The sequence below is a fragment of the Devosia sp. J20-27 genome (assembly GCF_055808595.1).
Genome location: NZ_CM147875.1, coordinates 1393910 through 1416788 on the forward strand (window position 1 = coordinate 1393910; position 22879 = coordinate 1416788).

Genomic DNA, 22879 nt, shown 5'->3' on the forward strand with positions numbered 1-22879 from the left:
AGGCTGATTCAACCTCCTGAATGGAGGTGGCGATGGCTCGATTTGATCTCAGCGATGCGGAGTGGCGGATCATTCTGCCCCTCCTGCCCAACAAGCCGCGCGGAGTGCCGCGCACCGATGACCGACGGGTGATCAACGCCATCTTCTATGTGCTGCGCACCGGCTCGCCCTGGCGCGACCTGCCGGAGCGCTACGGCCCCTATACGACCGCCTATAACCGGTACAACCGGTGGGCCAAGGCCGGGGTGTGGCTCGGGATATTCGAAGCCCTCGCCGAGCGCTCGCCGCAGTCGATGGCGCTGATCGACAGTTCGATCATCCGGGCACACCAGCACGCCGCGGGCGGAAAAAAGGGGGCCCGGATCACGCCATCGGTCGGTCTCGTGGAGGACTGAGCACCAAAATCAATGCCGTGGTCGGCCTGCCGATCCGCATCATGCTCACTCCCGGCCAAGCCTCCGACAAGCAGGCCGCCGCCGTCCTCATCGAGAGCCTTACACGCACCCGCGACCTTGTTGCCGACCGCGGCTATGACGCTCGCGTCCTCATCGACCTGGCTGCGGCACGGGGAGCCCGTGCCCACATCCCCACACAGAAAGACCGCAGGGTCCAGCGCAGCATTGACCGGGGCCTCTATCGCGAACGCAATCTGGTCGAGCGCTTCTTCTGCAAACTCAAACACTTCCGTCGCGTCGCCACACGATTCGACAAGCTCGCCCGCAACTTCCTCGCCAGCGTTCTGCTCGCCTCAATCCGACTCTGGACCAGAAGTTATGAGTCCAAGACCTAGATCATGTCGTCGCAAGCCGCTTCATCTGCGCGTATGCTGGCGGCATGACCTTCGAGATCCGACCAATGAGCCGCGCCGACCTCGATGTCGCGCTCGGCTGGGCGCGGAGCGAAGGCTGGAACCCGGGATTTGATGACGCCGGTCCATTCCATGCGCAGGATCCTGGCGGCTTCCTGATGGGCTGGCTCGGAACGGTGCGCGTTGGCTGCATCTCGGTGGTGAAATATGCCGGAGATTTCGCCTTTCTCGGGCTCTACATCGTGGTGCCGGCGTTTCGCGGCAAAGGCTATGGCAAGGCGATCTGGGACGCCGGCATGGCCAGCGCGGCAGGACGGACCATCGGGCTCGACGGCGTGGTGGCGCAGCAGGACAACTACCTCAAGTCCGGCTTTGTCTATGCGCATCGCAATGCCCGATGGAGTGGTACGCTGCGCGGCCTGGTGGCCAAGCGCTCCTATGTCCGGCCGGTGACGCTGGCGGACGAAACCGCGATCATCGCCTTTGACCGGCGGCATGTCGCTGCGGAACGTGAGGCTTTCCTGAAGGCCTGGCTGGCGCCCTCGGCAACGCGCCAGACCGAAGGCTATTTCGAGGACGGCAGGTTACGCGGTTATGGCACGATCCGGCGCTGCGCCGACGGCTGGAAGATCGGCCCGCTGTTCGCCGACTCGCCGGCCATTGCCGAGAACCTGCTGGCCACCTTGCTGAGCACGGCGGGAACGGACCGAGTGTTCATCGATATCCCCGAGCCCAACACCGCCGCCGTCGACATGGTCAAACGCCTCGGATTTGCGCCGTCTTTCGAGACCGCGCGGATGTATCTGGGGCCGATGCCCGATCTGCCGCTCGACGCGATCTTCGGCATCACAACGCTGGAACTGGGCTAGCGGCGGAACCGCAGGGCGGGTTTGCTGGTTCAGCTGTCATGGACCAGCCAGCCCTCGCCCATCCCAGTTTCCTGTCGCGCACCAAGGCACTGGTGGTTGGAACCGTCAAAGCCTTCATGGATACGGATACGTCGCTGCGCTGTGCCGGAACCGCCTTTTTCGGTTTCCTGTCGCTGTTTCCTGCCATTGGCATCGTCGTCTTCACTTTCGGTCTGGTCGCCAATATCGACGTGCTGCTGACGACCGTTGAATCGTTCAAGTACCTCGTGCCCGAGATCGTCCTGCAGGTGGTGCGGGAGCAGCTGTCGATCATTCTGTCGCAGGAACGGGAAACGCTCGGCATCGGGCTGGCGGTGTCGGTCGTGCTGGCGCTGTGGAGCGGCTCGCGCGGCGTCAGCGCGATGATCTACGCCATGTCGAAGGTGCGCCGCGAGCCGACCAAGCGCGGCTTCATCGGCAATGTGATCATGTCGATCGTGCTCACCATCGGCGGTGCGGTGTTCCTCTCGATCTCGCTGCTCACCATTGCCGGCCTGCCGGCGCTGTTTCCATTTCCGCGCGGCAACGAAATCTGGCTGATGGCGTTGCGCTGGCCGGTGCTGCTGTTGCTGACGACAGTTGTGCTGGGTGTGCTCTACCGCTGGGGTCCCGACCGGCATCCGCGCCGGTTCAGCCACATCTGGCCCGGTGCCGTGCTGGCCTCGCTGCTCTGGCTGGTCGCCGGGGCACTGTTTTCGATCTATGTATCAAATTTTTCGAACTATCAGGCGAGCTTCGGCTCGGTGACCGCGGCGGTGGTACTGCTGCTCTGGCTCTACAGTTCGGCGCAGATTTTTGTGCTGGGAGCAGCGTTTAACGCGCAACTCGACTACCAGGCGAATTGACAGGACAACGTGAGCACCGCAGGGTCGGGTCTTCCTGATCCGAGACCCTGCATGCCCTCCACTCCCTCTCCCCGCGCCGACCGTCACGCCGCCCTCGCGGCCGCGATCGAGGCCAGACGCGACGACCTGATTGCCCTGACGCAGGACCTGATCCGTATTCCGACGCTCAATCCGCCGGGCAATGCGTACCTCGAAATCTGCGAATATGTGCAGACGCGGTTGAGCGCCCGCGGCTTCCTGACCGAAATGGTGCGGGCCGAAGGCACTCCCGGCGACAGCACGCGCTACCCGCGCTGGAATGTCGTGGCGCGCAAGGAAGGCACGTCGCCCGGCGAGACAGTGCATTTCAATTCGCACCACGACGTGGTCGAGGTCGGTTCGGGCTGGACCTTCGATCCGTTCGGCGCCGAACTTAAGGACGGCAAGATCTATGGTCGCGGCACCTGCGACATGAAGGGTGGACTGGCGGCCTCGATCATTGCCGCGGAGGCCTTTGCAGAGACATTTCCCGATTTTGCCGGTGCCATCGAGATCTCGGCGACCGCCGACGAGGAAACCGGCGGCTTTGGCGGCGTCGCCTACCTGGCCGAGAAAGGCTTCTTCACCCCGGAGCGGGTGCAGCACGTCATTATCCCGGAGCCGCTCAACAAGGACCGTATCTGCCTCGGGCATCGCGGCGTGTGGTGGGCGGAGATCGAGACCAAGGGGCGGATTGCTCACGGCTCGATGCCGTTTCTCGGCGACAGCGCCATCCGCCACATGGGTGCGGTAATTGCCAAGATCGAGGATGATCTCTATCCGGCGCTCGCCTCGCGGACCACCGCCATGCCTGTGGTGCCGCCGCAGGCGCGGCAGTCGACGCTCAACATCAATTCGCTGCATGGTGGTCAGCCCGAGCCCGAAGACGGCTTCGACGGGTTCCCGGCTCCTGTCGTGGCGCACTCGGCGCGCATGATCATCGACCGGCGGTATCTGATCGAAGAGGCGCCGGAGGCGGTGCGCAAGGAGATGATCGATCTGCTCGAGCGGGTGAAGTCCGAGCGTCCCGAGTTCAAATACGAGGTGCGCGACCTCTGGACAATTCCACCGACCATGACGGCAAAGGATTCGCCGGTGGTCACGGCCGTGGCCGCTGCCATCTCGGACGTGCTCGGGCTGGCGCCGGAATATGTGGTTTCGCCGGGCACCTACGACCAGAAGCACATCGACCGGATCGGCCGGATGCACAACTGCATCGCCTATGGCCCGGGCATTCTCGATCTGGCGCACCAGCCCGACGAATATGTCGGGGTGGAAGATATGGTCGACGCTGCCAAGGTCATGGCGCTGACGCTCGACAAGCTGGTGGGTGCGGGCCGGGCAGAGGCCTGAGCCCGGCCGGCACAGTTTTCTGCCGCGAGGCCAATCTTGGGCATGTTCAAGTCACGACTCTTGTTGTCGATTTGGCCGGGCTGGGGCAGGATCATATTCAGGGGGCCGGCGCAGATCGGTCCCGACTGCAGGGAAAGGACTACCATGCGCAAATCACTCCTCGTTGTCGCCATTGCCGCGCTCGCCGTCTCGACGGCGATGACGCCGGCGGCGTTTGCTCAGGCGCGCACCGATGTGAAGATCGGTCTCGTGCTCGAGCCCCCAAGCCTGGACCCGACGGCGGAAGCCGCCGCCGCGGTTGACGAAGTGGTCTATGCCAATGTGTTCGAGGGGCTGACGCGATTTGCCGCCGATGGCAGCGTGCTGCCGGCGCTCGCCAAGTCCTGGGAGATTTCCGAGGACGGCCTGACCTATACGTTCCACCTCGTCGAAGGTGCCAAGTTCCACGATGGCAGCGATTTCAACGCCGATGACGTGAAGTTCTCGCTCGAGCGCATCAATGCCGAAGGCTCGCTCAATGCGCAGAAGGCGCTCTACGCCGATATCGCCTCGGTCGAGGTGGTCGACCCGGCGACTGTTGCGGTGACGCTCTCCAAGCCGAATGGCGACTTCATCTACAATCTGGCCTGGGGCGATGCCGTCATGGTGGCGCCGGAAAGCGCCGACGGCAACAAGACCAACCCCATCGGCACCGGTCCGTTCGTCTTCGAGAACCGCGTCGAGGGCGACTCGATCGTGCTGGGCAAGAATGCCGATTACTGGGGCACGCCGATCAAGCTCGAAGGCGCGACCTTCCGCTTCATCGCCGACCCGACGGCGGCCTTCGGCGCCATGCAGGCCGGTGACGTCGACGCCTTCCCGAACTTCCCGGCTGCCGAGACCATTGCGCAGTTCGAGAACGATCCGCGCTTCAAGGTGGTGGTTGGCTCGACCCAGGGCGAAACCATCCTCGCTATGAACAATGCCAAGCCGCCGCTCGATAACGTCAAGGTGCGCCAGGCCATTGCCCATGCGATCAATCGCGAGGACATCATCAACGGCGCCATGTCGGGCTTCGGCCTGCCGATCGGCTCGTTCTTCCCGCCGGGCGACGCCAACTATGTCGACCTGACGGCGCAGTCGAACTTCGATCCGGAAAAGTCCAAGGCGCTGCTGGCGGAAGCCGGCATGACCGACATCACGCTGTCGCTCAAGCTGCCGCCGGTCGAGGGCTATGCCCGTCGCGGTGGCGAGATCATCGCGCAGCAGCTGGCAGCCGTCGGCATCAAGACCGAGACGACCAATCTGGAATGGGCGCAGTGGCTGGACGAGGTCTTCAAGCAGAAGAACTTCGACATGACCATCATCTCGCACACCGAGCCGAACGACATCTCGATCTTCTCGCGGCCGGACTATTACTTCGGCTACAAGTCGGATGCGTTCAACCAGATCATCGCCGATCTGTCGGTGACGGCCGATCAGGCGAAGCGCTCCGAACTGCTCAAGGCAGCGCAGCAGCAACTGGCCGACGACTATGTCGTGGGCTTCCTGTTCGAACTGCCCAAGATCGGTGTGCAGAGTGCCAAGCTCGAAGGCCTGTGGGAAAATGCTCCCGCCCAGGCCACCGACCTCACCGGCGTCTACTGGACCGAGTGATGCAGACTGGACCCCGACCTTTCGCTCCCCTCCCCCTTGAGGGGAGGGGCTGGGGGTTGGGGTCTATAGGTTCAAGGCCAAATAGCTTGTCATCTGTGGTCTCCCCCTCCCCAACCCTCCCCGCAAGGGGGAGGGTGTCTGCCGGTTCGTCTGGTACGATCGCGCCATGGGCACGGAGCGTCACCTTCCCCCTTGCGGGGGAGGTTGGGAGGCGGGCCGCCAAGGACGCGTCTGCCGCCAAGGTTCAGACGTGTCATAGCCCGCCCGCCCTCTCGGTTCTCACCTGATGCCCGCCTTTCTTTTCGGCCGCTTTATCTCGCTGGCCCTCAGTCTGCTGGCGGCCAGTGTCGTCATTTTTGTGGTGCTCGAGGTGGTGCCGGGGGATCCGGCGCAGTTCATGCTCGGCCTCAATGCGACGCCGGAAATCGCCGACAAGCTGCGCGAGACGCTCGGGCTCAACGGGCCGCCGGTGGAGCGCTATTTCACCTGGCTGTTCGGCCTGCTGCGGGGCGATCTCGGCATTTCCTATTCCTACAAGGTGCCGGTGGCGGACCTCGTCGCCGATCGCATCTGGATTTCGCTGCCGCTCGCCATCTATGCGCTGGCGCTGTCGACGCTGATTGCCTTTCCGGTCGGCATCCTGGCGGCCACCAAGCGCAATTCACCCACCGACGTGTCGATCATGGGGCTGACGCAGCTGGGTGTGGCGGTGCCGAATTTCTGGTTTGCCATGCTGCTGGTGCTGCTGTTCTCGATCACGCTGCGCTGGTTCTCGGCCGGCGGTTTCGCCGGCTGGCAGGATCCGGTGGCGGCGATCAAGTCACTCACCCTGCCAGCCATCGCCCTGGCGCTGCCGCAGGCCTCGATCCTGGCGCGTGTCATGCGCTCGTCGCTGCTCGATACGCTGGGTGAAGACTATGTGCGCTCGGCTCGCGCCAAGGGCCTGACACGCGGGCAAACGCTGTGGCGGCACGCGTTGCGCAATGCGCTGATCCCGGTACTGACCATTATCGGCCTGCAGTTCTCCTTCCTGCTGGCCGGCGCAGTGATCATCGAAAACGTCTTCTTCCTGCCCGGGCTCGGGCGGCTGGTGTTCCAGGGCATCACGCAGCGCGACCTGATCGTCGTCAAGTCGGTGGTGATGATCCTCGTCTTCGCGGTGATCCTCGTCACCTTCCTCGTCGACATCGCCTACGCCATTGTCGATCCGCGGCTGCGGAGGGCGACACGATGAGTGTGGAGGCCCGGCCTTTGCAGCAGGACACGCTGTGGCGTGCGGCGTTCCGCTCGCGCAACTTCGTCATCGGGGCGGTGATCACCGCAGTGTTCGTGCTGGCGGCGCTGGTGTCGCTGGTGTGGACGCCGTACGATTTTGCGGCGCAGAACATACCCAACAAGTTCCAGCCGCCGTCGCCGGAGCACTGGTTCGGGACCGATCATTTCGGCCGCGACATCCTTTCGATGATCATGAAGGGGGCACAGACGTCGATCGCCGTGGCGCTGGTCGCGGTGTCAGTGGGGGCCGCCATTGGCACGCCGCTCGGGCTATGGGCGGCAGCCAGGCGCGGTTCGCTGCTCGACGAAACCATCATGCGGCTCAATGATCTGGTGTTCGCGTTTCCGGCGCTGCTGATCGCCATCCTGATCACTGCGGTGTTCGGGCCGAGTGCGGTCAATGCCATCATTGCCATCGGCATCTTCAATATCCCCGTCTTCGCGCGGCTGTCGCGGGCCGGGGCGCTGAGCCTCTGGCAGCGCGAGTTCATCATGGCGGCACGGGTGGCGGGGAAGGGTGCGGCGCGCATCTCGGCCGAGCACATCCTGCCCAATATCTTCAATACGCTTTTGGTGCAGATCACCATCCAGTTTGCGCTCGGCATCCTGGCCGAGGCGGCGCTGGCCTATGTCGGGCTGGGCGCCCAGCCACCGATACCGAGCTGGGGGAAGATGCTCTCGGACAGCCAGACGATGATCTCGATTGCGCCGCATGTGGCGCTGATCCCGGGTCTCACCATCGTGCTGATGGTGCTGGGCGTGAACCTCCTGGGCGACGGGCTGCGCGACGTGCTCGACCCGCGCCTGCGCAGGAGCCGCACATGAGCCTCCTCACCATCAAGGACCTGTCGCTGCGCATCGGCAGCGCGACGATCCTGCATGACGTCGATCTCTCGGTCGAGGCCGGGGAAGTGCTCGGCATTATCGGCGAAAGCGGCTCGGGCAAGTCGATGACGGCGCTCTCGATCATGCAGCTGGCGCCGGCGGGCACGGTGTTCGGCGGCTCGATCGTGCTGGATGGCCAGGAGATGATCGGCAAGCCGGAGCGCGAGCTCTGTGACATCCGCGGACGCGACGTCGGCATGGTGTTCCAGGAGCCGATGACGGCGCTCAACCCGCTGATGACCATCGGCGACCAGGTGGCCGAGACCGTGCTGGTGCACCGGCGCACCTCGCGCGAGGAGGCCGAACGCATCGCCTCGGAGACGCTCGACCGGGTCGGTCTGCCGGAAGACAAGTTCAGGCGCGACCGCTATCCGCATGCGCTCTCGGGCGGGCAGCGGCAGCGGGTGGTGATTGCCATGGCGATTGCTGCCGGGCCCAAGCTGATCATTGCCGATGAGCCGACCACGGCCCTCGACGTGACGACGCAGGCGCAAGTGCTGACATTGCTCAAGCGGCTCGTCGACGAGGATGGTCTGGGGCTGATCCTGATCACCCACGACCTTGCAGTGGTGGCCGGCATTGCCGACCGGATCGCCATCATGAAATCGGGCGAAGTGGTGGAGGCCGGGCCGACGGTCGAGCTGTTCCGCAATCTCAAGCATCCCTATTCGCAGGCCCTCTTCGAGGCGTCCTCGCACCAGCCGCCGCGCATCCCGCCATCGGTCAAGAGCGGCACGCCGGTGCTGGCGGTCGACAAGGTGGTGCGCGACTACCCGCTGCCGCGCAAGGCGCTGTTCGGGCCGAAAAAGGCCTTCCGTGCCGTCGATCAGGTGTCGCTGCGCATCGAGCGCGGCGAGAATGTCGGCCTCGTCGGCGAGAGCGGCTGCGGCAAGTCAACGCTGGCCCGCGCCATCATGGCGCTGGAGCCGACGCAGGGCGGCAGCATCGCCATTGATGGTTCGACCATCGATCCACAGCGCGGCGCCAGTTTCGAGACGCGCCGCAAGCTGCAGGTGGTGTTCCAGGATCCCTATGGCTCGTTCAATCCGCGGCAGCGCGTCGACACGCTGGTCAGCGAGCCGTTCCATCTGCTCAAGTCGGCGGCGCCGCAGGGCGTCGAGCGCGACAAGCGCATCGCGCGGGCGCTGGAAGAAGTGGGCCTGAGCGCCAGCGATGCCGAGAAATACATTCACGAGTTCTCCGGCGGGCAGCGGCAACGCGTCGCCATTGCCCGGGCGCTGATCATTGAGCCGTCGCTGATCATCCTCGACGAGGCGGTGTCGGCGCTCGATGTGTCGATCCGCGCGCAGATCCTCGATCTGCTCGCCGAGCTCTCGGACCGGCTGCACCTGAGCTATCTGTTCATCAGCCACGATCTCTCGGTGGTGCGGGCGATTACCGACAGGGTGCTGGTGATGCGCGCCGGCAAGATCGTCGAGGACGGTCCGACCGAAGAGGTGTTCGCCAATCCACGGCACCCCTATACGCAGGAACTGCTGGCGGCGACGCCCAACCTCGAACGCGCGCTGCGAGCGCGGGAGGGTACTGCCACAACTGCTGACCGGCTCCCTCCCCCTTGAGGGGAGGGCTGGGGTGGGGGTCCTTTGGTGGCACACTTGACCACCCCCACCCTCGATCCCTCCCCTCAAGGGGGAGGGAAGGATGACTGAAATGCCGGATGCCCGGCAAATGAAAGACTGACGCGATGACTGACGACCTCGACCTCTTCTTTGATCCGACGCGCTGTTTCATCGGCGGCGAGTGGGTCAAGCCCAATGGGCAGCAGACGCTGCCGCTGGAGAATCCGTCGACCGGCGAGACCATCGGCGCCATCGCGCGTGGAACGGCTGACGATGTCGATCTGGCGGTGCGCGCGGCGCAGAGTGCGCTTGACGGCGAATGGGGCCGCATGCCGGCGGCGGAGCGCGGGCGCATCCTGACGCGCATCGGCCAGAAGGTGCTGGAACGCGCCGACCAACTGGCCAGGGTGGAAGCCATCGATGTCGGCAAGCCGCTCAAGCAGGCCAAGGCCGATGCGCTGGCGCTGGCGCGCTACATGGAATTCTACGGCGGCGCCTGCGACAAGATCCATGGCGAGACCATCCCCTATCAGGAGGGTTACACCGTCTACACGCTGCGCCAGCCGCATGGCGTCACCGGGCATATCATCCCGTGGAACTATCCGATGCAGATCATCGGCCGGTCGGTGGGCGGAGCGCTGGCGATGGGCAACGCCGCCGTGCTGAAACCGGCCGAAGAGGCGTGCCTGACGGCCATCGCATTTGCCAGGATCTGCGAAGAGGCAGGACTGCCCAAAGGTGCGCTCAATGTCGTACCGGGACTGGGCGAAGAGGCGGGCGCGGCGCTCACCACGCATCCCGGGGTGCACCACATTTCCTTTACCGGTTCGGTGGGCGTCGGCCAACTTATCCAGGAGGCGGCGGCGCGCAACGTCGTGCCGGTGACGCTGGAGCTGGGCGGCAAGTCGCCGCAGCTGGTATTTGCGGATGCCGATCTCGACCGGGCGCTGCCGTTCCTCGTCAATGCCGGCATCCAGAATGCCGGCCAGACCTGCTCGGCGTCGTCACGCATCCTGGTGCAGCGCGACGTGCATGACGAGGTGCTGCGCCGCATGAGCGAGCGCTACGAGGCGCTGCGCGTCGGACCGGCGCTGGCCGATCTCGATGTCGGGCCGCTGGTTTCGGCGCGGCAGAAGCAGATCGTCTCAAGCTTCATCGCGCATCTCGACGGCGCCAGGATCGCGGCGCGCGGACAGGTCGTATCGGGCCATCCGGCAGGCGGGCACTATCTGGCGCCGACACTGGTCAGTCACGTGGTGCCGGAGCACACCCTTGCCCGCGACGAGATCTTTGGTCCGGTTCAGGTGGTCATCCCGTTCGACGACGAGGCTGATGCCATCCGCATCGCCAATGGCACGGACTACGGGCTCGTCGCCGGAGTCTGGACGCAGGATGGCGGGCGGCAGATGCGGCTGGCCAAAGCCATTCGTTCGGGCCAGGTGTTCATCAACAATTACGGTGCCGGCGGCGGCGTCGAGCTGCCCTTTGGCGGGGTCGGCAAATCCGGCCATGGCCGCGAGAAGGGCTTTGAGGCGCTGTACGGCTTTTCGGTGCTCAAGACCGTAGCTGCGTGGCATGGGTAGGGGCGAGTCCCCAACTCTCGCTCCCCTCCCCCTTGAGGGGAGGGGCTGGGGGTGGGGGTCCATCGGGTGTCACCACATCCACCCCCACCTTTGATCCCTCCCCTCAAGGGGGAGGGACGCCCGACTGCAAGCTTCTGCTGAAAAAGGTGAGACTATGAGACTAAAAGACAAAGTGGCGATTGTTACGGGCGGCGCATCGGGGTTCGGGGCCGGCATTGTGCGCAAGTTCGCCGCCGAAGGCGCGAAGGTGCTGATCGCCGACATCAATGTCGAGGGCGCCGAAGCCTTGGCGCGGGAACTCGGGCAGAAGGCCGGACATGTCGATGTGAGCAGCGACGCGAGCGTCAATCAGCTCGCCGCCGCAGCGCTGATGGCTTTCGGCCGGGTGGACATCCTCGTCAACAATGCCGGGGTCAGCCACAATCCGGCGCCGCTCGACGAGATCTCCGAAGCCGATTTCGACCGGGTATTCAACGTCAACATGAAGTCGGTCTATCTCACCGCCCGGCACCTCGTGCCGCATTTCAAGGCGCGGAAGACCGGCGTCATCCTCAATGTCGCCTCGACCGCGGCAGTCAGCCCGCGGCCGCGCCTGAGCTGGTACAATGCCTCGAAGGGCTGGATGGTGACGGCGACGAAATCCATGGCGGTCGAACTGGCGCCGCTGGGCATCCGGGTCAATGCCATCAATCCGGTTGCCGGCGAGACGCCCCTGCTCAAGACCTTCATGGGCGAGGACACGCCGGAAATCCGCGCCAAGTTCCTCGCCACCATTCCGCTCGGCCGCTTCTCGACCCCCGAGGACATGGGCAATGCCGCCTGCTTCCTCTGCTCGGACGAAGCGTCGATGATCACCGGCATCGCCATGGAAGTCGATGGCGGCCGGGTGATCTGAGCGACCGTCCGCCGCTACACCTGTCTCTCACCCCTCACGGTGAGCCTCCTCATGGTGAGCCTGTCGAACCACGAACCACGAGGGGCTGCACCGGGGCCTCTCCCACAACGCGCCCGACCTCGTCCTTCGACAGGCTCAGGATGAGGTCTCTCTGCTAAGGTTGCACATGGCCTGCACCCCCACCGCCGTCATCCCGGCGCAGGCCGGGATCCAGTATCCGCCGGCGCCTGCGGCACCCCACCGGCCTCTCCATCACCCTCCCCCTCGCGGGGAGGGCCGGGGTGCGGGGCGAGAGCCGCGGTGGGTTATTCATCCGACCGATGTCACTTCCCGCACGGAAGACACCTCCAACCCACTGACGCAGCACGATGATCCAGCCCCGTCGCAAAACTTGTCCCCGCCCTCACCGCTCGGCGTACTCTCCCCCCATCTCCCCGCGACGGACGGGAAGCGCGACGAACGCTTGCGGAGGGGACTGCCGGGAGGGGGAAGGGAGTCGTCTCACGCCCCTGGGCCAAGTGCACGGAGTTGAAAAGGGGCGGCAAGTCGGGCTCCAGTCTCCCGAAGCGCGGGACAATGCCACAAAACCCGGTTCCCCGAGGCGGCTACCGTCTCGTTATTATCATACCCAGAGACGGCAAGCGCCTCGGGGCCCGATCCACCACACTCCAACCGGAGGCGGCAACGCCGGCCGGGGGGCAGGCGTGCGTAACCCTCTGTCGATCAATGGCTTGACCCGCCCGCACATCCCGCCGATACCTCGGCGGCTAGCCTTGGAGTACCCTGATGACCTCGTCTTTCATCCTCACCCTCTCGTGCGCCGATCGGCCCGGGATCGTGGCCGCCGTGACGACGGAACTGGCGGCGCTCGACGCCAATATTGCCGAGTCCAATCAGTTCTGGGACAAGGAAACCGGGACCTTCTTCATGCGTCTGGCCTTCACCGCACCGGACGGGGTGACGCGGGAGCGGCTGGAGCGGGCGCTGAAGCCGGCGATCGAGCGTTTCGGCATGCGCACGGCGCTGGTTGATCAGGCCAGGAAAAAGAAGATCCTGGTGATGGTCTCGAAGTTCGACCACACGCTGCTGCACCTGCTCTACCAGATCAGGGTAGGCTGGCTGGATGCCGAGGTCGTCGCCATCGTTTCCAACCACGAGGACAGCCGCAGCACGGCGGACTATGAGGGCGTGCCCTATCACTACCTGCCGGTCGGCGCGGACAAGCTGGCGCAGGAGGAGCAGGTGATTGAACTCTTCAACAAGACGGGCGCCGATCTCGTGGTGCTGGCGCGTTACATGCAGATTCTCAGCGACAGGTTCGCGACCCGGCTGTTCGGGCAGATCATCAACATCCACCACTCGTTCCTGCCCAGCTTCAAGGGCGCCAAGCCCTATCACCAAGCACATGTGCGCGGCGTCAAGATCATCGGCGCCACGGCCCATTACGTGACGCCCGATCTCGACGAGGGCCCGATCATCGAGCAGGAGACGGCCCGTGTCACCCATGCGATGACGCCTGACGACCTGATTGCCGTCGGCCGGGATACCGAGAGCCGGGTGCTGGCCCGCGCCGTCAAGCTGCACCTTGAGAGCCGGGTGATGCTGAATGGCCGGAAGACCGTGGTCTTCGGGTGATCGGGACGCGCCGCGACGGCGCGTCAGTTGGCCGTCATCCGGCCTAGTTGACCTGGATGAACGAGACGTCGGCGGATGCGTGGTGCAGGACAGCCGGCGGTTGCCCGTCGGCGCGAACGACGACGATTCCGGCGATCAGCATAGCGACCACCAAGCCACCATAAGCGAGCATTTCGGCAGACTTTTTCATCATTGCCTCCCGGCCGTGACCAACCCTCATACTCTACCAGTTTAATCGGGATTAACAAGATAGTAATATCTGGCGCCGGGGGTTGAATCGAAACAGAATTCTACGCATCGCCGTGTCCTCGGCTTGCGTGGCGCGCGTTTCGTGCCAATCAGACGTCTGGGGAGAATCTGATTCCGGAAACGTCGCTAAAGGGCGATTTCGGGAATGGTCAGGGAGTCCGCCAGGCTGGTCTCGTCCAGCACGGCGCGTGTGGCCAGCGTCACCCGGGCGAACACGTGACGGATTTCGCAACTGGTCTCGTCGCCGCAGTCGACGCAGCGGCGGTAGGCGATCTTGGAGAGGCAGGGCAAGGGCGCAATCGGCCCGTCGATCAGCCGCAGCACCTCGCCGAAGGTGATTTCGCCCGGGGCCCGCAGCAGCGCGTAGCCGCCAAGCCGGCCCCGGCGGGACAACACGATACCGGCGCGCTTGAGTTCAAGCAGGATCTGCTCGAGAAACTTCTTGGGAATCGCCTGATCGCGGGCAATATCCGAGATCATCAGCGACGCCCCCGGTCCGGCTTTCACCAGCGCCACCAACGCCCTGAGCGCATACTTGGCCTTCTGCGAAATCATCTGTGGCACCAGTCGGCGGTCATCGGCTCAACTGTCCGCCGTTTCCGGCGGCGCCACCTCGGGGTTGAACGGGGTTGCCGCCATACGCGCCGGCTGGCGCGCCTTGTACGGCAGGGTTTCGGGGGCAGGGGGCTCCGGGATCGGGTCGGGTTCTTCGCCGAGGGCCGAAACGACGGCAGGCGGCTCGGCCGGGCCGCTGTCGGGGTGTTGTACCACTGCAGTCTCGATCTCGGCCAGCAGGGCTTCGGGGGCCTTGGTCTGGGGCACCGGGCGGGCTCGCGGGGCGGGCGTGCCGAGGTCCGTGCCCAGCGCCGCGGCGACGGCATCGGCCGCGGTGATTTCGGCAACGGCGATGGAATCGCGGGTTACCATCTCGACCATGCCCATGCCGATCTCGCGTGCCCCGAGGATCACCGTATTGGCACCGAGGTGGAGCAGGTGCCCTTCCTCTTCCTGCGACTGGGCCCGCGCGATGATGACGAGGCCGGCATTCTGCTGGCGGCATTGCTCCACCGCCTGGCCGGCCTCGAAGGTGTTGAGGATGGCGACGATCACCGTTGTGGCCCCGGCGATATTGGCGAGCCCCAACACATCGGGGCTGGCGGCATTGCCGACAATGACCTCGACGCCCTTGGCGCGGGCCGCGTTGATGCGCCCTTCGGCGTCCTCGATCACGAGGAAGGGCCTCCTGGCGGCCATGAGTCCCTCGGCGACGACCGAGCCGACGCTGCCATAGCCGATGAGGATCGTATGACCTTCGAGGCTGGTGGGGTGCACAGTCGGTTCGACTGCGTCCGGTTCAGCGGGCGCCTCGGCTGCGGAGGCGGGCGCCATTGCCGGCTCGACCCGCGGCGCATCGGCGGGGGCGAGGCGCGATTCGAGCAATGGCCGCAGATGCTCGGCGGCCCAGAACACCACCGGATTGAGCAGAATGGACAGGATCGCGCCGGCAAGGATCAGGTCGCGCCCCTCGGTGGGCAGCACGCCGATGGCAACGCCGAGCGTCGCAAGAATGAAAGAGAACTCGCCAATCTGCGCCAGGCTGGCAGAGATGGTCAGCGCGGTGCCGACCGGATGGCGGAACGCCAGCACGATGAGAAACGAGAGCAGCGATTTGCCGATGATGATGATGAGCACCGTCGCCAGTACCGGCAGTGGATTGTCGATTACGATGGTCGGGTCGAACAGCATGCCGACGGACACAAAGAACAGCACGGCGAAAGCGTCACGCAGCGGCAGGCTTTCCTGCGCGGCGCGATGGCTGAGTTCGCTTTCCGACAGAATCATGCCGGCAAAGAACGCGCCCAGCGCCAGGCTGACACCGAACAGGTAGGCGGCGCCGGCGGCCACGCCCAGGGCAATCGCCAGCACGGCCAGGCGGAAGAGTTCGCGGCTACCCGAGTGAGCAGTGAAATGCAGGATCATGGGGATGACCCGACGCCCGACGATCAGCATGAAGCCGACAAAGGCCGCAAGCTTGACCACCGTGACCACCAGCACGCCGGGCAGGCCAAGCTGCAGTCCGGTGATGCGCTGGAAGAAATTGACGAAGGGATCGTCGAGCTGCACCTCGCTGAGGCCAGACAGCCCTGCCACTGCCGGGATCATCACCAGCGCGAGGACCATGGCCATGTCCTCGACGATCAGCCAGCCAACCGCGACCTTGCCGCGCTCGCTGTCGATGAGACGCCGGTCCTGCAGGGCCTTGAGCAGCACCACGGTGGACGCCACCGAAAGCGCAAGGCCGAAAATGATGCCGGCGCCGAGCGACCAGCCGAGGAACAGCGCCAGGGCGATGCCCATGAGTGTGGCACCGACCATCTGCACCACCGCTCCCGGCACGGCAATGGCGCGCACCGACAGCAGGTCCTTGAGCGAGAAGTGCAGCCCGACACCGAACATCAGCAGGATGACGCCGATTTCGGACAGTTCGGTCGCCATCTCCGCATCGGCGACGAAGCCGGGTGTGAACGGACCGACAAGGACACCGGCCACCAGATAGCCGACAAGGGGTGGCATGCGGAAACGATTGGCGATTGCACCAAAGATAAACGCCAGCACCAGACCCGCGACGATCGTGGAGATCAGGGGGGTGTCGTGATGCATCTGCCCTCCAAAGGCATGAACCTGAAACACGTTGACTCGTGCGACGCAAGAATGAGCGAGCGGAGGCTCTGCTGCAAGCTACTCGCGTGCAAAACTGCGGCCAAATCATGAGTTTCCGGACGAGGCGGGGAGTTTCCCGCCTTGGGAGCTCAGGCGGGCCGCTTCACCATCACGGCACGTCCCTTGCGCAGCGGCTCGGCGGCGTCCCGCCAGGGCTCGGAACGGACAAATGCGGCCATCTTGGCGCCCGGCATCGGGCGGGCCAGGACGTAGCCCTGCAGGATATCGCAGCCGAGGTCGCGCAGGATGCGGGCATGGTTCATGGTTTCCACGCCTTCACCTACAACCTCGATATCGAGCGACTTGCCGATCTCGATCACCGATTCCACGAGGTGGCGCTGGGCCGAGCTCTCGACGATCGGCATCACCAGCTGGCGGTCGATCTTGAGGCGGCGCGGCTTCAGCTTCATCAGGCTGACAATCGAGGCATACCCGGTGCCGAAGTCGTCGATCTCGATGTCAATGCCCAGTTCCTTGATCTGGTCGACGTGCCAGCGCACCAGGTCATCATTGTCATCAAGAAAGATCGACTCGACCAGTTCGAACGACACCGTGCCCGGCTTGATCCCGAGGTCGCGCAGCCCGGCCAGCAGAGTGTCGTCGCGAAGCCGGCGCGACGAGACGTTCACCGAAATCCGCGGTACGACGATGCCATCGCGCTCCCAACCTGCCATATGTTCAAGCGCCTGCTCGAGCACGAGGCGATCGATCGTTGCGACAACGTTGAGTTCCTCGGCGATCTCCATGAAGGCGTCGGGCGTGAGGATGCCCTGGGTCGGATGGCGCCAGCGGGCGAGGACCTCGCAGCCCACCAGATTGAGCGACCGGGCGTCGAACTGCGGCTGGAACCAGGGTTCGAACTCGCCGTGATCGAGACCCTGCAGGATCTGATCGGCCACACGCTTGGTGTGAATGACTTCGGCCTGCAGTTCTTCGGAGAAGTATTCGAAGCGATTGCGGCCGTGGCTCTTGGCCTTGTAGAGGGCAATGTCGGCATTGACGAGCAGCTTACGCGGATCCACCTGGGCGCCGGTCGCCATGGCGATGCCGACCGAGACGCCGAAGCGACACTCGTGTCCCTCGTAGATCACCGGCTGCCGAATGCGCACGATGATGCGCTCGGCGAGGTCGCCGAGCATCGAGTGGTCATCGTCGATGACACATACGATGACGAACTCGTCACCGCCGATGCGGGCCACGAAATCTTCGGGGCGGACATTGGACTTGAGCACTTCGGAGGCATGGATGAGCATGGCGTCGCCGGCAGCGTGTCCCATGGTGTCATTGATCTGCTTGAAGCGGTCGAGGTCAATATGCAGCAGCGCCAGCTTGCGGCCGTTCAGGGCGCAGCGGGCAGCATGCCTGGTCAGGATGTCGTCAAGGTAGCGCCGGTTCGGCAGTTCGGTGAGGCTGTCATGCAGTGCATTGTGCTCGATACTCGCCTTGGCCTCGGCCAGGGCGGCATTGCGGGCCTCAAGCAGCCGGTTCGCCTCCCGCATGCTCTCGTTGAGATTGATGTCGGCCGTCACGTCCCAGTTGACGCCGGCGATCTTGGGTGTCGAACCGGGATCCCGGTAGACCATGCCGATGGCCCGGACGTGTCGAATGTCGCCGTTGCGCGTGATGATGCGGTAGTTGGAGGCGTACTGGCCGGTCTTGTCGATGGCCGTCCTGAACTCCTGCTCGGCGCGTTCAAGATCGTCAGGGTGCAGCGCGGTGCGCCAGTCGTTGTAGTGACGGGGACCGCCATCCTGCGGCAGGCCGTAGATGGCATTCACCCGGTTGTCCCAATAGAGGTTGCCGGTGGCGAGATCGTTTTCCCAGATGCCGATGCGCGATGTCCGCAAAGCCATGCCGAGGCGACGGGATATGCGCTTGAGCTCGGTTTCGTTGGCCGCGAGAGCGGTGATGTGCGCCTTGCGCTCTTCGCCCATCCGGGTGCTGATGAAGATGGGAATAACCGCAAGGCCACCCAGGAAGAGAATGATCAGGCGCAGTCCGAGCGCTGATGGCGGCGTCTGCAGCCATCCACCCCTGGGTATGCCGTAGAGTTGCCAGGTACCGTTTGGCAGGGTGACTTCGACGCTGACCGGGGACTGTGAAAGGATCGCCCCCGGACCGTAGAAATGGTGGCCGTCAGCGCCGAGGCCATCACTGCCGACAATGGCAACGGTGATTGGCAACTGCGGATCGAGCAAACCGCTCTGCGCGTAAAGGCTGTCGGCGTCGATGACAGCGGAGAGAATGCCCCAGAAGTCCTTGGCAGCACTCTCGCCGACAAAGACCGGCAGGCGGCCGATAAAGCCCTGACCGCCCTGCACCAGATCCACGGGCCCGGCAAAGACCACCTGCCGGGTGGTCTTGGCGCGTAGTGCCGCGTCGCGCTGGGCTTCATTGTTGCGGTAGTCGAGGCCGATGGCCTTTTCATTGCCCTCGACAGGATACATCAGCCGCACCACCAGATCGGGCGCGCCGGCGATGTTGCGAAGCTGGGTGGATTTGTCGAACACGTTGTCGGCCAGCTGGCTGAAACGGTCCTGCTGCATCCCGGGCTCGGTCGAGATCGTCGCCGCCAGCCCCTGCACCAGCTGGATCGAACCGTTGATATTGCCCTCGAGCTTGGCCCGGATGAGGCTGAGGTGGGCCTGGACGTCGGCCCGGGCGCTCTGCTGGTAGAGCACGTTGTTCTGGACGTCGGCGAAGATGCCGGCCACCGCCACGACGCCGAGGGAGATGAGCGCGGGCAGACTGGACGGCCTGCGCACGAATCCCCAGGTCGCCGCCGCTATCTGTTGAAGCCAGTTCAGGTGCATCGTCGTCCTTGCCGGCGCCGCATCGGTCACCGTGGAAAGGCGGACACTAGCCCTGATGCCGTTAAATTTGGCTTATCCCCCTAGACTACCTTCGCCTTGTTCCTGAACTCCGGTCGGTCCCATTCGCGACGGCGCATGACCTGCGCCAGAATCGATGCGGCCCGCCAAATGTCTGCATAGCGCAGATAAAGCGGCGTCAGGCCGAAGCGCATGATGTCGGGTTCTCGAAAGTCGCCAATGACGCCGCGCGCCATCATCGCCTGCACGGCGGCGTAGGCGTCGTGGAAGCGAAAGCTGACCTGCGAGCCACGCCGGGCCGGATCGCGCGGCGACAGCAGCTCAAGCTCGGGAAACTGGGCCTCTACCTCGGTCACGAAGAGGTCGAATAGCCGGTCGGCCTTCGATTTGAGACGTGCCAGATCGAGGTCCTCGAAGACGTCGAGAGCGGCATCGAGGGCCGACATGGAGAGGATGGGCGGCGTGCCGACCCGCATGGCTTCGATCCCCTCGGCGGGACGATAGCCGGGGGCGAAGGCGAAAGGCTCGGCATGTCCGAGCCAGCCGGTCAGCGGCTGGCGCATGCCGTAGTGGTGTTCGGGAGCGACGTAGATAAAGGCCGGTGCGCCGGGGCCGCCGTTAAGGAATTTGTAACCACATCCGACGGCAAAGTCGGCCCGGGACGTCATCAGGTCGACCGGGAGGGCGCCGGCGCTATGGGCCAGATCCCAGACGGTCAGCGCTCCCATCTCATGGGCGAAGGTGGTGAGGGCGGACATGTCGTGGCGAGTGCCGGTGCGATAGTCGACTTCGGTGAGCATCACCACGGCGACATCGCGGTCGATGGCCGTCGCCAGTTGTCCGGCCTCGACGAGGCGCAACTGATGTCCCTGACCGAGCAGATCGGCGAGGCCCTGCGCGATATAGGTATCGGTCGGAAAATTTCCGCTCTCCGAGACGATCACCCGCCTGTCCGGACGCAGGAACAGCGCCATCGACAGCGCCTTGAAGAGATTGATCGAGGTTAAATCGGCGACCGTGACCGTGCCCTCTGGTGCGCCGATCAACGGGGCGATGCGATTGCCGACACGACTGGGCAGATCGATCCAGTCGTGGGTGTTCCAGCTGCGGATGAGGCCTTGGCCCCATTGCGTCGAGACGACATCGGCGACCCGCGCCGGGACGCTTCTGGGCAAAGCTCCGAGCGAGTTGCCATCGAGATAGATGACCTCGTCGGGCAGGTCGAACAGCGCGCGGAACGGCGCGAGGTCGTCAGCACGATCAAGCGCCTCGGCCTCGCCGAGGGTATAGCGCCTCACGCCCCGCCCCATTTCTGCTGCCAGGTGGGGGCGATGTCGCCGTCGGCCGGTGTCGCCAGAAACACGGCCCGGGCGATCGCCCGCGACAGACAGATCGCGGCGGCGTGGCCGAGATGGATGATGTCGAGGATCGGATCGCTGATCGGCTTGTCACAGGTCGCCACCGAGAAGATGAGGTCGCCGTCGACCGGGCTGTGGGCCGGGCTGGCCGCTCGGGCGATGCCGTCCTGTGCTGCGACGGCGAAGCGCTTGGCCTGGGCCTTGCTGAGCACCGCGTCGGTGGCGACGATGGCGATGGTGGTGTTGGCCAGTGCGCTGGTGCCGTCGCGCTTGGTACGCGCCGACTGGGCGAAGGAGAGCGGCGTCAGCAGCGGCCCGCGATTGCCGAACTCGCCATCCACCTCGAACGGCGCGGCCCAGAAATGCGCGCTGTCGCCCATGGTGACGCTGCCGGTCGGATTGGCGGCGACCAGTGCCCCGACGATGTGACCCGAGGGCAGTACGAGGGAGGCCGAACCGAGCCCCCCCTTGAGGTTGGCGGTCAGGGCACCGGTGCCGGCGCCGACGGTGCCGAGCGCGAAATCAACGGCAGCATTGTCGAGGGACTGCTGTCCCAGGCGGCGGTAGGGGTTCTCGTCCCACGCCTTGTCGCCGCCGTTGAGCAGGTCAAAGATGATGGCGCCCGGCACGATGGGGATCGTCGCCATCTCGACGCGGAAGCCGCGTCCCATGCGGCGCAGCCCGTCCATGACGCCGGAGGCGGCATCGAGGCCGAAGGCGGAGCCGCCCGAGAGGACCAGCGCGTCGATCTCCTGAACCATCTTGTCGGGCGCCAGCAGTTCGGTTTCGCGCGAACCGGGTGCTCCGCCCATGACGTCGATGGAGGCGATGAACGGCCGTTCGGCCAGCAGCACCGTCGTGCCGGATTTGACGAGGTGATCCTGGGCGTTGCCGACCATGAGGCCAGTGACGTCGGTGATGAGATTGCGGGGGCCGGGAATCATGCGGCTGAATGTGCCAGATGCATGCGGACATCCGCCAGCGCGCGATTGAGGGGCACCCCGTCGGGATCCCAGGTGCGCCGCATTTCCAGCATCTGCTCGGCGACCTGCCAGTTGCCCGATTTCAGATGGGCGTCGAGCAGCAACTGGCCGAAGAGGTCGCGCTGGGCGTGACTGCCGCCGATTTCGGTCAGCCGCGGATTGGCAATGGAGAGCCAGCGCACCGCATCGGCGAACCGGCCCCGTGCATGAGCGAGCACACCGCGGGCGGCGGGCAGGGCAACATCCTGCCAGACCAGCCGGTCGAAGGCATCGGCGGTGGCCGCCCTGTGCTCGATGGCCTGCATCAGCTGGTCGGCCTCGGCGTAGTCGGCGCGGGCCAGACCGTAGAGATATTGCAGGGTGAGGAACGGCAGGAGGGTATCGCTGGCGCGGGTCTTGAGGTGACGTGCCACATCCTCCCAGCGATTGCCGACATCGAGGCCGGCGACTTCCATCCGCGCCAGCAGCGACACGGCACCGACCTGATCCTGCGAATAGTCCGGCTCGATGCCCCAGACGTGATTGTCATAGGCATCGAAGACGGCCGCGTTGTCGCCCAGCGAGATGTGAAACAGCGCCTTGTGCCACCAGTTGTGGGTGTACATGAACGAGTTGAGGCCGACCCAGGTCGTCTGGGCCGCGTCGAGAAAGGCGACGCCTTCCTGTACCCGGCCGGTGCTCAGCATCACATGAGCCAGCGCATGCTGCGCCCACGGCTCCTTGTGCTTCAGCTCAAGCGCCCGGCGGGCCGAGGCTTCGGCCAGAACCAGCTCGTGCGATTGCTCGTAGCCGAAGGCCAGCATGCCATGCAGATGCGGGTTGTCGGGGTTCTCGGCCTCGACCGTCCGCGCGATGCGCAGCATGGCCGCCGCGTCGCCGCGATTGAAGGAGAAATACTGGTCGAGCTTGACCGAGGCGAGGTCGCGGGGCCAGCGCCCGGCGATCTCGGTGCCAATGCGTTGTACCGCCGGCACGTCGCCGGCGATCCAGAGGCGCAGTTGCTCGATCAGCAGCGACTCGCGCGCATTGGGGATGCCGGCGGCCTCGGCGCGCCGGAGATAGCGCGCCGCGTTGCGCCGCGCGCCCCGGGCTTCAAGGAACATCCAGGAAAAACCGGCATAGACATTGGCCAGCACCGAGCCATCATCGGCATCAGCTGCAGCCAGCACATTGCCAGCCCTGGTTTCGTAGGCAAGAAAGCCGGTGACGAAGTCGTCTATGCCGGCAAGCGTTGCCGCCGAGCCGCTGCTGACTTCATTTCCGAGGGCATCATGTGCCATGACTGAAAAAGCCTTTGTCCAATCGGTCAAATATAGG

General features: G+C 64.9%; 18 protein-coding genes. 11 read left to right on the forward strand and 7 right to left on the reverse strand.

What is annotated here, in order from left to right; genetic code table 11:
- The first annotated feature begins 32 nt into the window (after positions 1 to 32).
- The 11 genes from AC0L4C_RS06830 (at position 33) to purU (ending at position 13420) form a co-directional block, all read left to right on the forward strand.
- Positions 33 to 790, forward strand: a protein-coding gene (locus tag AC0L4C_RS06830; RefSeq protein ID WP_473402872.1) for an IS5 family transposase whose coding sequence is annotated in 2 segments (ribosomal slippage) — positions 33 to 342 and positions 342 to 790 — 759 coding nt in all. Because the reading frame shifts where the segments join, the coding sequence is not laid out codon by codon here.
- A 65-nt stretch (positions 791 to 855) separates the two neighbouring features.
- Positions 856 to 1677, forward strand: a complete 822-nt coding sequence (locus tag AC0L4C_RS06835; RefSeq protein ID WP_473402873.1) for a GNAT family N-acetyltransferase — start codon at positions 856 to 858, stop codon at positions 1675 to 1677.
- A gap of 38 nt (positions 1678 to 1715) precedes the next feature.
- Entirely contained in the window at positions 1716 to 2561 is an 846-nt protein-coding gene (locus AC0L4C_RS06840; RefSeq protein ID WP_473402874.1) for a YihY/virulence factor BrkB family protein, read from the forward strand.
- A 51-nt stretch (positions 2562 to 2612) separates the two neighbouring features.
- Positions 2613 to 3932, forward strand: coding sequence for an acetylornithine deacetylase/succinyl-diaminopimelate desuccinylase family protein (locus AC0L4C_RS06845; RefSeq protein WP_473402875.1), 1320 nt, complete (start codon positions 2613 to 2615; stop codon positions 3930 to 3932).
- Positions 3933 to 4076: 144 nt separating this feature from the next.
- Positions 4077 to 5567 carry an ABC transporter substrate-binding protein gene (locus tag AC0L4C_RS06850; protein WP_473402876.1) on the forward strand — a complete coding sequence of 497 codons (1491 nt, stop codon included), beginning with the start codon at positions 4077 to 4079 and terminating at the stop codon, positions 5565 to 5567.
- A 286-nt stretch (positions 5568 to 5853) separates the two neighbouring features.
- Positions 5854 to 6801, forward strand: coding sequence for an ABC transporter permease (locus tag AC0L4C_RS06855; RefSeq protein ID WP_473402877.1), 948 nt, complete (start codon positions 5854 to 5856; stop codon positions 6799 to 6801).
- Positions 6798 to 7667, forward strand: coding sequence for an ABC transporter permease (locus tag AC0L4C_RS06860; protein WP_473402878.1), 870 nt, complete (start codon positions 6798 to 6800; stop codon positions 7665 to 7667). Before AC0L4C_RS06855 ends, AC0L4C_RS06860 begins: the two co-directional genes overlap by 4 nt.
- Complete coding sequence (locus AC0L4C_RS06865; protein WP_473402879.1) at positions 7664 to 9307, forward strand: ABC transporter ATP-binding protein; 1644 nt, start codon at positions 7664 to 7666, stop codon at positions 9305 to 9307. Before AC0L4C_RS06860 ends, AC0L4C_RS06865 begins: the two co-directional genes overlap by 4 nt.
- Before the next feature lie 125 nt (positions 9308 to 9432).
- Positions 9433 to 10890, forward strand: a complete 1458-nt coding sequence (locus tag AC0L4C_RS06870; RefSeq protein ID WP_473402880.1) for an aldehyde dehydrogenase family protein — start codon at positions 9433 to 9435, stop codon at positions 10888 to 10890.
- A 154-nt stretch (positions 10891 to 11044) separates the two neighbouring features.
- Positions 11045 to 11785, forward strand: coding sequence for an SDR family oxidoreductase (locus AC0L4C_RS06875; RefSeq protein WP_473402881.1), 741 nt, complete (start codon positions 11045 to 11047; stop codon positions 11783 to 11785).
- Positions 11786 to 12571: 786 nt separating this feature from the next.
- Positions 12572 to 13420, forward strand: a complete 849-nt coding sequence (gene purU / locus AC0L4C_RS06880) for a formyltetrahydrofolate deformylase (RefSeq protein WP_473402882.1) — start codon at positions 12572 to 12574, stop codon at positions 13418 to 13420.
- Positions 13421 to 13463: 43 nt separating this feature from the next.
- Here purU and AC0L4C_RS06885 read toward each other — a convergent pair whose 3' ends face one another.
- The 7 genes from AC0L4C_RS06885 to AC0L4C_RS06915 all read right to left on the reverse strand — a co-directional run bounded on the left by AC0L4C_RS06885 (position 13464) and on the right by AC0L4C_RS06915 (position 22842).
- Positions 13464 to 13613: a hypothetical protein gene (locus AC0L4C_RS06885; protein ID WP_473402883.1), complete on the reverse strand. Its 150-nt coding sequence runs from the start codon at positions 13611 to 13613 to the stop codon at positions 13464 to 13466.
- 182 nt (positions 13614 to 13795) lie between these two features.
- Positions 13796 to 14224 carry an RrF2 family transcriptional regulator gene (locus tag AC0L4C_RS06890; RefSeq protein ID WP_473402884.1) on the reverse strand — a complete coding sequence of 143 codons (429 nt, stop codon included), beginning with the start codon at positions 14222 to 14224 and terminating at the stop codon, positions 13796 to 13798.
- A gap of 27 nt (positions 14225 to 14251) precedes the next feature.
- A complete protein-coding gene (locus AC0L4C_RS06895; RefSeq protein ID WP_473402885.1) occupies positions 14252 to 16330 on the reverse strand; it encodes a cation:proton antiporter domain-containing protein in 2079 nt (692 codons plus the stop codon).
- Positions 16331 to 16479: 149 nt separating this feature from the next.
- A complete protein-coding gene (locus AC0L4C_RS06900; RefSeq protein WP_473402886.1) occupies positions 16480 to 19155 on the reverse strand; it encodes a bifunctional diguanylate cyclase/phosphodiesterase in 2676 nt (891 codons plus the stop codon).
- Positions 19156 to 19283: 128 nt separating this feature from the next.
- Positions 19284 to 20519 carry a kynureninase gene (gene kynU, locus AC0L4C_RS06905; RefSeq protein ID WP_473402887.1) on the reverse strand — a complete coding sequence of 412 codons (1236 nt, stop codon included), beginning with the start codon at positions 20517 to 20519 and terminating at the stop codon, positions 19284 to 19286.
- Complete coding sequence (locus AC0L4C_RS06910; protein ID WP_473402888.1) at positions 20516 to 21523, reverse strand: P1 family peptidase; 1008 nt, start codon at positions 21521 to 21523, stop codon at positions 20516 to 20518. Before AC0L4C_RS06910 ends, kynU begins: the two co-directional genes overlap by 4 nt.
- Positions 21520 to 22842, reverse strand: coding sequence for a tetratricopeptide repeat protein (locus AC0L4C_RS06915; RefSeq protein ID WP_473402889.1), 1323 nt, complete (start codon positions 22840 to 22842; stop codon positions 21520 to 21522). Before AC0L4C_RS06915 ends, AC0L4C_RS06910 begins: the two co-directional genes overlap by 4 nt.
- Positions 22843 to 22879: the final 37 nt, after the last annotated feature.

Excerpts from the sequence above, each read along its gene's own strand:
- AC0L4C_RS06835 (WP_473402873.1), top strand. The coding sequence starts at position 856 with ATGAGCCGCGCCGACCTCGATGTCGCGCTCGGCTGGGCGCGGAGCGAA.
- AC0L4C_RS06840 (WP_473402874.1), top strand. The coding sequence starts at position 1,716 with ATGGACCAGCCAGCCCTCGCCCATCCCAGTTTCCTGTCGCGCACCAAG.
- AC0L4C_RS06845 (WP_473402875.1), top strand. The coding sequence starts at position 2,613 with ATGCCCTCCACTCCCTCTCCCCGCGCCGACCGTCACGCCGCCCTCGCG.
- AC0L4C_RS06850 (WP_473402876.1), top strand. The coding sequence starts at position 4,077 with ATGCGCAAATCACTCCTCGTTGTCGCCATTGCCGCGCTCGCCGTCTCG.
- AC0L4C_RS06855 (WP_473402877.1), top strand. The coding sequence starts at position 5,854 with ATGCCCGCCTTTCTTTTCGGCCGCTTTATCTCGCTGGCCCTCAGTCTG.
- AC0L4C_RS06860 (WP_473402878.1), top strand. The coding sequence starts at position 6,798 with ATGAGTGTGGAGGCCCGGCCTTTGCAGCAGGACACGCTGTGGCGTGCG.
- AC0L4C_RS06865 (WP_473402879.1), top strand. The coding sequence starts at position 7,664 with ATGAGCCTCCTCACCATCAAGGACCTGTCGCTGCGCATCGGCAGCGCG.
- AC0L4C_RS06870 (WP_473402880.1), top strand. The coding sequence starts at position 9,433 with ATGACTGACGACCTCGACCTCTTCTTTGATCCGACGCGCTGTTTCATC.
- AC0L4C_RS06875 (WP_473402881.1), top strand. The coding sequence starts at position 11,045 with ATGAGACTAAAAGACAAAGTGGCGATTGTTACGGGCGGCGCATCGGGG.
- purU (WP_473402882.1), top strand. The coding sequence starts at position 12,572 with ATGACCTCGTCTTTCATCCTCACCCTCTCGTGCGCCGATCGGCCCGGG.
- AC0L4C_RS06885 (WP_473402883.1), bottom strand. The coding sequence starts at position 13,613 with ATGATGAAAAAGTCTGCCGAAATGCTCGCTTATGGTGGCTTGGTGGTC.
- AC0L4C_RS06890 (WP_473402884.1), bottom strand. The coding sequence starts at position 14,224 with ATGATTTCGCAGAAGGCCAAGTATGCGCTCAGGGCGTTGGTGGCGCTG.
- AC0L4C_RS06895 (WP_473402885.1), bottom strand. The coding sequence starts at position 16,330 with ATGCATCACGACACCCCCCTGATCTCCACGATCGTCGCGGGTCTGGTG.
- AC0L4C_RS06910 (WP_473402888.1), bottom strand. The coding sequence starts at position 21,523 with ATGATTCCCGGCCCCCGCAATCTCATCACCGACGTCACTGGCCTCATG.
- AC0L4C_RS06915 (WP_473402889.1), bottom strand. The coding sequence starts at position 22,842 with ATGGCACATGATGCCCTCGGAAATGAAGTCAGCAGCGGCTCGGCGGCA.